The sequence below is a fragment of the Tardisphaera saccharovorans genome (genome assembly GCF_046635845.1).
Lineage (GTDB): Archaea > Thermoproteota > Thermoprotei_A > Marsarchaeales > UBA168 > UBA168.
The window spans coordinates 241318-253119 of sequence record NZ_JAQQXN010000002.1; the positions used below are offsets into that span (position 1 = coordinate 241318).

Below are 11802 nucleotides of genomic sequence, written 5' to 3' on the forward strand. Positions count from 1 at the left end.
CGGGGTGTGCAGCTTGTACGGCGGAAAGCCAAGCTGGTGAAGATAGGAAGGTTCGATGCTTCCTCCAAAGCGCGCTCCAGGAGCGGTAGCGTGAAGCACGACCTAGCTCTTTCCGACCGCGTATTTCGCTGCGATGCCTGCGGGCTTACCATGGACCACGGCCTGAACGCCGCCATCAGCATCTTAAACATGGACTTTATCAAGGTAGGTCGGGGCACGCCCGAATCCACGCCTGCGGAGACGCCTCTGGCGGAATACCTTCAGCGGGAAGGAATCAGCTACGCGTCGTTGAACTAGGAGCCTCAATTCCTTAAGAGATGAGAGGATGTCAGCTTGGCGCGCGCGATTCCTGCATATGCATACGGTCGGCGTTGTTTCAATTTCGCGTGAAGGCTTTCTCGTGAAAGCGCGAATTAAAGAACCTCAGGGTACTTTGATGCTAATTATCTGCGACCTACCCCGCTCTTTCGGGCCGGACTTTGGAGTTTCGGGTAGTGTAGTGCGCTTTTGTCTCTCATTTCTGTTTACTTGCCCCCAACTCACACCTCTCGTTAAGTCGCTGGGCCGCGTTTAAATCGCGATCGCGCGTTGCCAGTGCCTTCTGCTTTCGGGGGTATTTCTAAAACACTTTTTGTATTGAACTGCATCATTTTATTTTCCGCTCTAACCGACGACGTCTTCAGTAATATGGGTAAAAGAGATCACATGCACCGATAAAATCTTAAGGTAGTGCAGAAAGAAAAGTGGTAGGCGGTCGTAGTCTAGCCTGGTAGGACGGTGCCCTGCCAAATCAGCAGAGCGGCACTGACCCGGGTTCAAATCCCGGCGGCCGCATACCGATTTTTGCAATTAATATTGCAGTGGTAACTGCATAGAAGTTTAGTGGGCCGAAGGAGACTTGAACTCCTGACCTCTGCCATGTCAAGGCAGCGTCCTACCAGACTAGACGATCGGCCCAAGAATTCTTGGCAAGGGCTCTTTAACCTTATCGCTTCAGCTAAACGACCTATCCCCCGCGTCTCCCAGTCCAGGTATTATAAATCCATTTTGATCGAGGGATGGGTCCACGGCTGCGGTGAAGAGTTGAGCGTCGGGAAATTCCCTCCTTATGGCTGACAGGCCATATTCCGACGCTATAAGCGTCATGATGACAACCTTTGAGGGCTTACCTTTTTCCAGCACTCTGGGTAGTACGCGCTTGATCGTGGAGCCAGTGGCCAGCATCGGGTCCGCCAATATCACGAGCTTGTTATCGGTACTGGGGACGTTGACGTAATAAATTTCGGTGTCTATCGTTGATGGCCCCGCGTCGGCCTCGCGCCTCTTGGCGACCACGAAGCCAACCTTTGCCGACGAAAATACCTCAAGCAGACCGTCAGTCATTGGCAACGATGCCCTTAGTACCGAGATCAAAACGGTATTTTTGAGCTCAGGTATGTCAACCCCCTTAGCCTTGACCCGCATGGGGGTTTCGACTTCTACGTCGCGCGTTTCAAGAAACCGACAAAGCTCATAACCCATAAACACACCTATCCTTCTTAACTGTTGTCTGAAGCTTTCCTGGTTGGTGTTCTTGTCACGAAGTTCCGTTAAAAGCTTTTGCAGAAATGGGTTGTCCAGAACCGTGACGCCGTCTATGAATTTCGTCACTATGTACCGGTAAGAACTTGGGGTAGCTAAAAAAAATTTCGTAAGCCTGAGTTTCGTAAGTTTGAATTACACTGTTACCAATGCGATAACTTCGCGGTCAGGCTGCAATCCTCTTCCGTTCGCGTAATAGCTTCTAGGATCCTGATCGGGTTTTTCGCTAGAAGTTGATGCCGATTTTTTACCTTGTTCTCCGAGTTGGTCTCCGTAAGGAACGCGTTACGGCGGAATGCTTACCCTCGAAGATGGATTTTCCAACTTGCCGAAATTGCCTGTTCTTGCTGATTTAAAATAGCTAATCCGTCGCCGTTGCTGGAAGCGACCAGTTCGTCCATCAAGGGTCTTCACTTAAATAGAGCGTGATACCTCCGATTATGTATGGTAGTTTAGGAGAAATCAGGTACAACATCGAGACATGCAAGTTGTGCCCACTTTGGCAGACCAGAACAAAAGCCGTTCCAGGAGAAGGTGCAATCAGCGGATTGATGCTTATCGGCGAGGCTCCTGGAAAAGATGAAGACATGCAGGGCAGGCCTTTTGTGGGCAGGGCTGGCAAGTTGCTTGAAAGCTGTTTGTCAGCAGTTGGTCTTTCAAGAGAGAGCGTTTACATAACGAACGTGGTTAAGTGCCGTCCTCCCGGCAACAGAAGGCCACATCCCAAAGAAATCGCAGCTTGCAGGCCATATTTGTTGGAGGAAATCAGGTTGGTTCGGCCCCTAGCCATTCTATTGATGGGGAACAGCGCCGCTTACGCTCTTCTTGGGAAGCGCTCTGTGGTTTCTCTTAGGAAGCGGGAGTTCGCGGTTCAGGGCGTACCTACAATGGTTACGTTTCACCCAGCTGCCATGCTGAGGAACCCTGCTCTACGGTCTTCCTTTACGGAAGACCTGCTTGCGATTTTGCAGTTGATAAGTACCAAAGGCATACGGAGTTAAGGGGACATTCACGGCACCTTGGTTCCCTTGCCTTGCAAACCTCGCGTCCAAACCTTATCATCGAAAGATGCGTTGCCTTTCTTTTGTCTTCAGGAACCAGCTTATGTAGGTCCGCTTGTATTTCGTCATAATTTCTTGACTTAGTTAGTCCAAGCCTTTGGCTTACTCTTTTCACGTGAACATCAATGGGCAGTACTGGGGCATTTAGGTAAATCATGCAGAAAACGTCGGCTGTCTTTGTACCTACTCCTTTTATGGCCCTTAGGTTATCCCTTGCTTTTTTCCAAGGCATACTCAGAGATCTGGAGATCAATCCATCCAGAAGTTCACGGGATGCAAGCTCGCGTATTATGACTGCTTTTTCATGTTGCATGCCAGCTTGCCTTATCGCGTTGGCAATGTCGGTCACGCTGGCCTTTGCAAGATCAGCAGCACTGCCGTAAAGCCGCTCGAGATTCATTTCTGCGGTCCAAGCGTTTTTGTCATTGGTGTGTTGGCTCAAGACAATCCCTATTAGGCCAAAAAGAGGGTCCCTTGCAACTGGAGGGCCCTGCCAAGGGTACATTCTTCTGATTACTTCGAGCGGGTCCATCCTAATCACCACAAACGGGACAGCTTGGATTTCTCTTGAGGTTTGTCACATCGAAAACGTATGAGGAAGCATCAAATACGAGGAGCTTACCTGCAAGCGGCGAGGTCCCATTAACTATAATGGATATGGTCTCCGAGCTCTCGATTGTAGAGGCCATGAAGACGGCTGGAGGATATATCCCGTGGGCGCAGGCTTTCTCATCGCCCCTTCCTGACTTCATGAAACATCTTAGGCACGCCGTCTTCCCAGGTAGGATTGTTGAAACGTTGCCGTAGTATCCCTCGACCGACGCAAAAACGTAGGGTATTTTGAGTTTCACCGCAAAAGCGTTAAGTAATAAACGAGCACTTATCGAATCTAGTCCATCAACTATCACGTCGACGTTTTCTATGCGGTATGTGTTTTGCTCAAAGCGCCCAACAATTGGGACGACCTCGATTTTAGAGTTGATCTTCATTAGTTTTTGAGAAGCTGCTATGGCTTTGGGTTTTTTCACATCACTTTCATCGTAAAGGGGTTGCCTGTTTATGTTCGTCAGTTCAACCTCGTCGAAGTCCACGAGCGTTAGGTGGCCAACGCCCATGGCGGCAAGCTGCATGGCCACGTTGGATCCCAGTCCACCCATGCCCACAATCGCGACTCTGGAATCCCTGAGCTTAAGCTGTGCCTCTCTCCCGATGACAAGGAGTTGTCTGTCGAAGCGCAGTAGATCAGGCCCATAGTACATGAGTAATCTGCGCGTTAGCGCTTATGTCTTTATCCCTAAGAAGTTGAGTGCGTGCGGAAATTAGGTAATACCTTTTCCTTTGGGATGGGGCTAGCCGGACTTTCCTCCAACCGGGCGTTTTAATGCCATCATACAATCTAACGCATAGATGCTAAGGTCTCTTAAAGTGCTCTTATACCCAGACGAGGATCAGAAAGTGATGTGGGGGAAGCACTTTGGTTCCTGTATGTTCATCTTTTCTCGCCAGAGACCCCGCCCGTAAGGACGGGGTAGTTTACCTGGAACTACTACCTAGAACTAAGAATTAAGAAGCACCAAGATCAAAGGAAGTCGATGAGTGCGTTCGATATGATAAATGTTCTAATGTAGTGAAGGAAGCAATCCTTGCCTTCGAGAGGTTGACTTACGGAACCCACAGTAGGTGCCCTTAAAAACTGGATCTGGCGTTTGAGGCTTTTTTATCACGACGCAGGTTGCCCCAAGTTCAAGTCGAGGAAGGATAACCAGTGCTTTATGGTGCCTGCGGATTCAAGGACATAGGGAGTGGGCTCGATGCTCCAAGGTTTCTAGAGGGCATCTGATTCAGAGGCCGCGCAATAATTCCAGATATCATGCAGCAGATTACTGTCACGAGATAGGGTGATTGTCATTATGCTGCATAAATTATGCGTTACCGAAATATTACCGAAGGAAAAAGGTAGTAAACCTTGACAAGGGTATAGTTAACTTTATCATGACTTCCAATTGGCATAACGAGAGCATCAGTCGATGCCTAGAGAAAGCTAGAAAAGAGCGTGAAAAGAGAGCACAAGAACCGTTCCAGAAAGAAGAAAGGTTCCTACAGCCTTAGAAAGCAGGTTCGTAGGTTAAGGAGGGTCTATGAGCGCGTTAAGGATGCCCGTAAAGACTTCCTCCACAAGGTATCTATGGCGATAGCCAAGTCGTACGATACCGTGATCGCGGAGGGTCTAAACTTGCAGGGAATTATGCAGAACCACCCATACCTGAAATCGATAGGAGATCAGGAATGGTATCAGTTTAAGCAGATGTAGCCATGTGCGTGAAGAAGCAGGAGAGCACAACGGGTAAAGATGGGCAGGCTTGATCCCTCTTCAAAGGCGTGTTCAAGGTGCGGGCCATAAATCACGAAGCACTACCCGAGGCTTTCCGACAGGGTTTACAGCTGCGATGTCTGGGGCTTGTTATCGGCAGGGATCTAAATATCGCGATTAATATCTGCGATATTGGGTTAATTAAGGTAAGGTGAAGCATGCCCGAATTCGCCCGTGGAGACGCCTCTGGCGGGATACCTTCAGCGGGAAGGCATTATCAACGCGTCGTTGAGTAAGAACTCCATACTTTTTTATGGGTTGGAGGATGCCAGTAATCGATAACATATGAAAAAGCTTAACTAATGAATCATCATCATCATATGCCGAGTTGGGCTGATTCCGTTCTGGGGGTCGGTATCATCTTGGTTATAGGTCTCGTAGCCCCTGTCCTCGTCCTCTTGGTAGGGAAGGCTTTGGCAGGGCCAGAGCACCCCATGAAGAGGAAGAGGTTTGAAAGCGGAAATGCACCTGTTGGTAAGTCAAGGGGATTCTTCTCGATGCAATACTACCCTTATTTACTCATGTTTATAATTGCCGAGCCCTTTGCCATTTTCTTGTTCATAGTTTCAATGTCCTCGTCCTCGGTTACCTCGGCCTGGATTGCAACATTTTTGGCTGGAATCATTATAATAGCGCTTGCCGTGCGCGGCGCTCGTTCGCTTGCCGAAGGCGATTAACTTGGAAGAAGAGGGAAGCTTCTATTTGGGGAATTTGGATCAGGTTGCCAAAAAGGCTGCCCAGTTTATCAAAAGCAATAAGATCGCCAACAAGATGATCACGTGGGGTTACTCGTATTCTCTTTGGCCCGCGTATTTGGTTACCGCCTGTTGCGGAACTGAGCTGGCTGCGGCTTCGGGCCCGAGATTTGACCTTGAAAGGTTAGGATTTCTCTCGTATGGTAATCCGCGCCAATCAAATTTGGTCGTCATAGATGGCACTTTGAGTATTAAGATGGCGAAGGTGGTGCGTACCGTGTGGGAGCAGATGCCAGAGCCCAAATGGGTCATAGCCATGGGGGCTTGCGTTCTTGACGGAGGGATTTTTTGGAATAGCTATAGTACGATGCTTGCAAGGGATGTGATACCAGTGGATGTTTACGTGCCAGGCTGCCCACCTAGACCCGAGGCCTTGGCGAGGTCCGTGATGATGCTTAAAGAGAAGATAAAGAAGCAGCAGGCCAAGTACCTGCAGAAAGGTCTCAGCGGAGAGGCGAAGGAGGAGGCAAGTGTTGAGCAACGAGCAATTAGAAGGCCTCGGTAAGCTTTTGGCCGATAAGGCCAAGGTCGCATATAATGCAAGGTCAAACCTCATAAGGATTGACGTACAGCCGGAAGCGCTTAAAGAGGTAGCTCTCCGGCTAAGGGACTACGGCTTCGATCACTGTTCCTCGGTAACTGCCGTCGACTATCCGAAAGAAAACCGGATGGAGATCGTGTGGCATCTATCTAGCTATTCGAAGCCTGAGCTTTCTAGGTATACCGCTGGGCTGGTTGCCAGCGTTTCAAGGGATAAGCCTGAAGTTGCCTCGCTAGTGAGCGTTTGGGAAGGCGTGATCTTTCTTGAAAGGGAGACACATGAGATGTTTGGTGTCAGTTTTGTTGGTCATCCTGATCAGAGGCCCCTTCTATTACCGGAGGAACTTATGGGAATATGGCCTCTAAGGAAGGATTATCAATTGAAAAAGAGAAGGGAGGACTTATTTAAGAAAGGAGGGGCTGCTTCATGACGCAGGAAATAAAAACCGTACCGTTTACTTATGAGGCGCTTTCGCAGCTAGAGATGAAAGAGGGGATCCTCGAGCTTCAGATCGGTCCTGCGCACGCCGGCTCCGGACACATGAGGATTTTGGCTTGGGTAGAGGGAGATACCGTGGTTAAGGTAGATCCTGATGTAGGCTTCGTGCACAGAGGGGTAGAGAAGCTAAGCGAGGATAGGCTTTACATAAAGGCTATCCCAATGGTCGAAAGGCCATCGCTTGTTGATACGGTGAACGCCAACCTTGGCTACGTTATAGCGCTGGAAAGGCTTCTGGGGCTTGAACCCCCTCCTAGAGCACAATACATACGGGTCATAACCGCAGAGATAAGCCGCATAATGAGCCACCTCTACGGCATTGCCATATACGGAATTTTCATGGGAAGTTCTACCGTTTTTATGTGGGCGGTTGCGGATAGGGAGCCCTTTATAGATTTGCTGCAGGAGCTCACTGGTGCTAGGATAACTTACTCGCATATAATACCAGGAGGTGTAAGGTGGGATCTGCCAAAGGGCTTCGCAGATAAGGTTGAGGTGGCACTTAGGTACTTGGAAAACCGCATGAAGGACTACGAAAAAGTGTGGATAAATAACCCGGTTGTCGTGGCCAGAAGTGCTGGGGTAGGGAAGCTCGGTGCTGAGGATGCCATTAGGCTCGGGGTAGTTGGACCGAACCTTCGCGCCTCAGGCGTCAAATACGACGTGAGAAAAAACGACCCGTATGCGGCTTACGCGGACTTCGATTTTGAAGTTCCCACTTTTAAGGAGGGCGACTCTTACTCACGCCTACTGATAAGAGTTGAAGAGATTAAGCAGAGCATGTCGATCATTAGACAAGCCTTGAAGAGGCTTCCAGAAGGAAAGGTCATATATGAAGATTACTATAAGCGGATGAGCCCGCTTATGAAGGAAATATATGACAAGACCGGAAGGGTTAAGTTCACTCTTATGTTGACATCCCTCAGCCCTCCAAAGGGAGAGGCGATATCAAGAGTAGAAGGTGGAAGGGGTGAGATGTTCTATTACTTAGTTAGTGATGGAGGCAAGAACCCGTATAGGTTCAGGCTTGTAACGCCCTCCTTTAGAAACTTGCCCTATTTCACTCACGTGATGCCCGGACACAAGCTGGCCGATATACCAGTCATCTACGGTAGCATAGATTATTTCCCACCGGAGGCCGATAGATGATGAGCTTCCTATACTTTATCCCAAACTCTTGGTTACCTTTGCTGGAGTCCGCGTTTTACGCGTTGATATTTCCCGGTTTCATCGCGATTCTTCTGCTGGCTTTCTTCATAATATGGTTTGAAAGAAAGGCAGCAGCAAGGGTGCAGATGAGATACGGGCCACTTTGGGTTTCCAAGAGAACTGGTGGCATAATACAGCTCTTAGCCGATATGATAAGGTTCAGCTTCCAAGAGTTCATAGTGCCTCAGGGCGCAGATTTCATTCCTTTTGTGTTTTTGCCAGGGCTTCTGCTGGCCTTTTCTGTTTTGCCTACCGTATTCATACCAATTGGCCCCGATTACTCTCGCATATTTCCTTCAAACTATACACTTCTCTTGGCGGTTGCGTTCACGTTGGTGATTCCAGTTTACTTAGTTGTGTTGGGTTGGGCTGCTGACAATAAGTTCTCGTTTATAGGGGCACTTAGGGAAGCGTACCTTCTCATCTCTTACGAGGTTCCCTTCATCCTAGCGATTACCTCAGCGTTTCTGCTTTATGGCACTCTTGACTTGGTAAAGATAGTTGGAATTCAGGAGAGCACGCTTCCAGGAATTATATTAAACCCAATTGCAGCTATAGTTTACGTGATAGCTGTAATAAGGGCGACGGGAAGGGTTCCTTATGACATCGTAGAAGCCGATAGCGAGCTTGTCTTTGGTCCGTATACGGAGTACAGTTCACTGATGTTTGGGTTTGTAATGGGCGTTCCTTACATAGAGCTTTACAGTTATAGCCTTCTCTTTTCCGTGCTCTTCTTGAGTGGGTGGGCTCCAGTCACCGGCATTGGCTTCCTTGGAGGGTTGATTCTCCCAGGCATAGTGACCTTCGTCAAGTCGGTTATAGTTATGTGTTTTTTGGTTTTCCTTAGGGCGGTATATCCCAGGTACAAACTCGATAAAGCTGTGAAGGCCGGTTGGAGTTGGGTGTTTTACCTGGCGCTAATATCGCTGTTCCTATCGGCCGTCGTTTCAAGGATTTTGTGGTGATGGATAATGAGCAATCAAAAAACGTCGAGAAAATCAGCGTTTGGTGAGGTTAAGGGCCATATCGACGCGTTGGCAACTGGTTTCAAGTACTTCGTAGACCCTCACCGCATGACCTTGGACTATCCCGCTGAGGCCATGGAGCTTCCGAAAAACTATAGGGGGTTCTTCAGGCTCGTTGATGAGAAGTGCATAGGCTGTAGCTTATGCGAGATCGTTTGCCCTTCGAACGCGATTGTCATGATGCAGTTGCCAGCCACCCAGCCGCCTACCCCTCAGGCCGGCGCACAGGCACCAGCCCGTCCAGTTCCCAGGGTAAAGAAGAGGCCCTTGGTGGACTGGGGTATGTGCATCTTCTGCTACTTCTGCGTTGACGTCTGCCCAACGGAGGCCTTTGAACGTTCAAACATTCACGACCTGTCTTACTTCGAGGAATCGGAGTACAGACCCACGTTTGACGGATTTCTCAAGCTTCCCGAGAGTCCCTCTCAGAATTCTAAGAAGGTCGTGGCGAAGCTTGACGAGAAGAATGGCATAAAGTATGAGGAGGGTGGCAAAGAATGAGGGTTTTATTGGAAGTGGGCATGTACGCTTCCACGGTACTGCTGATCGCGTTTGCAGCGTTGGCCGTATCTCATAAATCTATGATATATTCTGCTCTCTTCTTGGCCTTTCTTGGGCTTACAAATGCGGCGCTTTTCTTCGCGCTAGGTTACGCGTTTGTGGCTTTTGTTCAGGTGGTCGTTTACGTGGGGGCGAGCGTCTTGTTCCTAATAATATCTGTATCCATGCTCAGGGAGCCCAAGCAAAGCGGGATATCTTACGCTTATCCCATAACGGGCGCTGTAGCCGTTCTCGCCTTGGGCCTTCTCTTTATATATGTGTTTGGTTCTGCGGTTGAAATCGTTCCGCATGTTATCAGTTACTCTCTTATGGCATCTGAAATATTGCACAAGGGCGGCACAGCTGTCTACGTGCTTTTCTTGCTGCTTGCCCTTGGCTTGATAACGTCCGTTACCGTTTCTCTCAAAGGTGAAAAAAAGTGATAGCGACGCCTTATCCTTTCATCTTCATTGGTTCAATCGCTGTTATGGTTATAGGGATGTTTGGCCTTTTGAGGCATAGGAATCCCATAAGGATGTTATTATCGCTTGAGGTAAGCTTCAATGGGGTGCTCTTGCTGCTATTATACATGGGTTGGGTGCTGAGCAGCCCGCTTGCTGGCTCGAGCATGGCGCTTTTCGCCATAGGGGTTTCCTCGTCGGAACTTGCACTGATGGTGAGTATAATGATGGCGATGTTTAAGGAAGGTTACCTGAAGACCCTTGACCAGGAAGAGTTAAAAGAGGTTGAAGAGTCATGAGTGCTATCGGCGTTTACCTTTTGATAGTCCCATTTGTGGTAGCCTTGCTGGCTCCGCTACTTCAACGCGTTCTAACGCCCAAGTGGTTGGCAGCGCTCACGGCCCTGTCCCTTGTTATACCGGCCTCGTTTGCGGCATACATCATAATGTCTGGCAGTGAATACGCCTATGAATTTACCTCGGCACCGGCGCTTGGTTCCTTCATGGTTATCGTAGACGGTCTAAACTGGCCCATAATATTGGGCGTAGCCGTGGTTAGTTCTGCTATAGCTTTTTACTCCGTGCCGTACATGAGCAAGCGGTTTGAGGAGGAGAAAAGAGGAGATTGGGGAGCGTACTTTATGCTTTACGGATTATTCGCTGCGTCGATGATAGGTATGGCGGAGGCCAACAATTTCATATTGTTCTACGTGTTCCTAGAACTTGCCCTCATACCGTCGTTTGTGCTTATAGCGCTTTACGGCTATGGTGACAGGGGAAGGATATCCAGCCTTTACTTCATTTGGACTCATGTGGGTGCGTTGACGTTCCTAACGGGAGCCTTTATTTACGGCATAGAGCTGCGGACCTTTAACTTCTATCCCATTCCAGCAAGCACTCCTCTTCTTGCTCCTTATGCCGCGATTATTGTCACGTTGCTCATGGTCGGGCTCTTCATAAAGATGGCTGTGTTTGGAGTTCACGCGTGGCTTCCTTACGCTCATGCAGAAGCCCCTACTCCAATATCGGCGCTTTTATCACCTAACCTCATAGGTATAGCTGGCTACGCCATAGTCAGAATAGTCTATGGGGTATTTCCATCGTATCTGATGGGAGCTCAATGGGTGATGGTTGCGTTTGCGCTGGCGACCATATTTTACGGCGGCCTGCTGGTATTCCGTCAGTGGGATCTCAAGAGACTCTTGGCGTATTCAAGTATAGCCCAGATGGGTTACGTGCTTCTCGGCATCGCTTCTCTTAATCCGTTGGGAATAGCTGGGGCTATCCTTCAGTTCTACGCGCATGCCATAGGAAAATCTCTTCTATTCTCTTCGGCGGGGGTCATGATAACGGAAAACGACGGGTTAAGAGATGTGAACAAGATGGGTGGGCTTGCCAAGAAGATGCCATATACCGCATCTTTGTCGCTTTGGGGTTTCATGAACATATCTGGCTTACCTCCGTCGATTGGGTTCTTCAGCAAGCTCTTCATACTCATGGGAGTAGCGTCGGCGTTTGTGTCAAGGGGAAGCTGGGGCGTACTCGTGTTCGCCCTTTCCCTGGTAAGTTTGGGTATAACCCCTGCGTATTCTTTTGTGACGATGAAAAAAGTGTTCTTCGGTCCCTTGGGCAACCAAGGCGTGAAGGAGGGCACGTTGATGCTTTTGATTCCTATGGTCGTCATAGCGATATTTGGTCTGCTATTTTTCGTGTTCCCTGGCGTGCTGCTAACCCCTCTTTACGCTTACTTGAGGTGATAGC

General features: G+C 49.0%; 14 protein-coding genes, 2 tRNA genes and 1 pseudogene. 13 read left to right on the top strand and 4 right to left on the bottom strand.

What is annotated here, in order from left to right; all coding sequences use genetic code 11:
• Positions 1-6 precede the first annotated feature (6 nt).
• Both PRZ02_RS04700 and PRZ02_RS04705 read left to right on the top strand, forming a co-directional pair.
• Positions 7-297 carry a zinc ribbon domain-containing protein gene (locus PRZ02_RS04700; RefSeq protein WP_449464681.1) on the top strand — a complete coding sequence of 97 codons (291 nt, stop codon included), beginning with the start codon at positions 7-9 and terminating at the stop codon, positions 295-297.
• Between the two features lie 453 nt (positions 298-750).
• Positions 751-834 (top strand) — tRNA-Gly (locus PRZ02_RS04705).
• Positions 835-883: 49 nt separating this feature from the next.
• Here PRZ02_RS04705 and PRZ02_RS04710 read toward each other — a convergent pair.
• Both PRZ02_RS04710 and upp read right to left on the bottom strand, forming a co-directional pair.
• Positions 884-957, bottom strand: a tRNA-Val gene (locus tag PRZ02_RS04710).
• Between the two features lie 36 nt (positions 958-993).
• Positions 994-1650, bottom strand: a complete 657-nt coding sequence (gene upp, locus PRZ02_RS04715; protein WP_449464682.1) for a uracil phosphoribosyltransferase — start codon at positions 1648-1650, stop codon at positions 994-996.
• A 371-nt stretch (positions 1651-2021) separates the two neighbouring features.
• Here upp and PRZ02_RS04720 point away from each other — a divergent pair, with 371 nt between their 5' ends.
• A complete protein-coding gene (locus PRZ02_RS04720; RefSeq protein ID WP_449464683.1) occupies positions 2022-2582 on the top strand; it encodes a uracil-DNA glycosylase in 561 nt (186 codons plus the stop codon).
• On the opposite strand, the gene PRZ02_RS04725 is transcribed toward PRZ02_RS04720, so the two are convergent.
• Positions 2524-3174 (bottom strand): endonuclease III domain-containing protein, encoded by a 651-nt coding sequence (locus tag PRZ02_RS04725; protein WP_449464684.1) that lies wholly within the window; start codon positions 3172-3174, stop codon positions 2524-2526. The two genes, PRZ02_RS04720 and PRZ02_RS04725, sit on opposite strands and share 59 nt — an antisense overlap.
• 1 nt (position 3175) lies before the next feature.
• Positions 3176-3901: a HesA/MoeB/ThiF family protein gene (locus tag PRZ02_RS04730; RefSeq protein ID WP_449464685.1), complete on the bottom strand. Its 726-nt coding sequence runs from the start codon at positions 3899-3901 to the stop codon at positions 3176-3178.
• 791 nt (positions 3902-4692) lie between these two features.
• On the opposite strand from PRZ02_RS04730, the pseudogene PRZ02_RS04735 reads away from it, so the two are divergent.
• From PRZ02_RS04735 to PRZ02_RS04780, 10 genes and pseudogenes are all read left to right on the top strand, one after another.
• Positions 4693-4953, top strand: a pseudogene (locus tag PRZ02_RS04735) (transposase); the annotation flags it as partial.
• Between the two features lie 380 nt (positions 4954-5333).
• Positions 5334-5690: an NADH-quinone oxidoreductase subunit A gene (gene ndhC, locus PRZ02_RS04740; protein WP_449464686.1), complete on the top strand. Its 357-nt coding sequence runs from the start codon at positions 5334-5336 to the stop codon at positions 5688-5690.
• A gap of 1 nt (position 5691) precedes the next feature.
• A complete protein-coding gene (locus PRZ02_RS04745; protein WP_449464687.1) occupies positions 5692-6273 on the top strand; it encodes an NADH-quinone oxidoreductase subunit B in 582 nt (193 codons plus the stop codon).
• Positions 6242-6739: an NADH-quinone oxidoreductase subunit C gene (locus PRZ02_RS04750; RefSeq protein WP_449464688.1), complete on the top strand. Its 498-nt coding sequence runs from the start codon at positions 6242-6244 to the stop codon at positions 6737-6739. Before PRZ02_RS04745 ends, PRZ02_RS04750 begins: the two co-directional genes overlap by 32 nt.
• Positions 6736-7956: an NADH-quinone oxidoreductase subunit D gene (locus PRZ02_RS04755; protein ID WP_449464689.1), complete on the top strand. Its 1221-nt coding sequence runs from the start codon at positions 6736-6738 to the stop codon at positions 7954-7956. The genes PRZ02_RS04750 and PRZ02_RS04755 overlap by 4 nt, the downstream gene beginning before the upstream one ends.
• On the top strand, positions 7956-8981 hold the full coding sequence (gene nuoH, locus PRZ02_RS04760; RefSeq protein ID WP_449464690.1) for an NADH-quinone oxidoreductase subunit NuoH: 1026 nt from the start codon (positions 7956-7958) through the stop codon (positions 8979-8981). Before PRZ02_RS04755 ends, nuoH begins: the two co-directional genes overlap by 1 nt.
• A 6-nt stretch (positions 8982-8987) precedes the next feature.
• Positions 8988-9542: a 4Fe-4S binding protein gene (locus PRZ02_RS04765; RefSeq protein ID WP_449464691.1), complete on the top strand. Its 555-nt coding sequence runs from the start codon at positions 8988-8990 to the stop codon at positions 9540-9542.
• The gene (locus tag PRZ02_RS04770; RefSeq protein ID WP_449464692.1) at positions 9539-10024 is read left to right on the top strand and encodes an NADH-quinone oxidoreductase subunit J; all 486 of its coding nucleotides are present in this window, start codon (positions 9539-9541) and stop codon (positions 10022-10024) included. The genes PRZ02_RS04765 and PRZ02_RS04770 overlap by 4 nt, the downstream gene beginning before the upstream one ends.
• Entirely contained in the window at positions 10021-10341 is a 321-nt protein-coding gene (locus tag PRZ02_RS04775; RefSeq protein WP_449464693.1) for an NADH-quinone oxidoreductase subunit NuoK, read from the top strand. Before PRZ02_RS04770 ends, PRZ02_RS04775 begins: the two co-directional genes overlap by 4 nt.
• Positions 10338-11798, top strand: a complete 1461-nt coding sequence (locus PRZ02_RS04780; RefSeq protein WP_449464694.1) for a complex I subunit 4 family protein — start codon at positions 10338-10340, stop codon at positions 11796-11798. Before PRZ02_RS04775 ends, PRZ02_RS04780 begins: the two co-directional genes overlap by 4 nt.
• The last annotated feature ends 4 nt before the right edge of the window (positions 11799-11802 follow it).

Bases quoted from the DNA above. Each gene is read 5' to 3' on its own strand.
- PRZ02_RS04730 (WP_449464685.1), bottom strand. From the start codon at position 3,901: ATGTACTATGGGCCTGATCTACTGCGCTTCGACAGACAACTCCTTGTC.
- PRZ02_RS04765 (WP_449464691.1), top strand. From the start codon at position 8,988: ATGAGCAATCAAAAAACGTCGAGAAAATCAGCGTTTGGTGAGGTTAAG.
- PRZ02_RS04755 (WP_449464689.1), top strand. From the start codon at position 6,736: ATGACGCAGGAAATAAAAACCGTACCGTTTACTTATGAGGCGCTTTCG.
- PRZ02_RS04780 (WP_449464694.1), top strand. From the start codon at position 10,338: ATGAGTGCTATCGGCGTTTACCTTTTGATAGTCCCATTTGTGGTAGCC.
- nuoH (WP_449464690.1), top strand. From the start codon at position 7,956: ATGAGCTTCCTATACTTTATCCCAAACTCTTGGTTACCTTTGCTGGAG.
- PRZ02_RS04770 (WP_449464692.1), top strand. From the start codon at position 9,539: ATGAGGGTTTTATTGGAAGTGGGCATGTACGCTTCCACGGTACTGCTG.
- PRZ02_RS04725 (WP_449464684.1), bottom strand. From the start codon at position 3,174: ATGGACCCGCTCGAAGTAATCAGAAGAATGTACCCTTGGCAGGGCCCT.
- ndhC (WP_449464686.1), top strand. From the start codon at position 5,334: ATGCCGAGTTGGGCTGATTCCGTTCTGGGGGTCGGTATCATCTTGGTT.
- PRZ02_RS04720 (WP_449464683.1), top strand. From the start codon at position 2,022: ATGTATGGTAGTTTAGGAGAAATCAGGTACAACATCGAGACATGCAAG.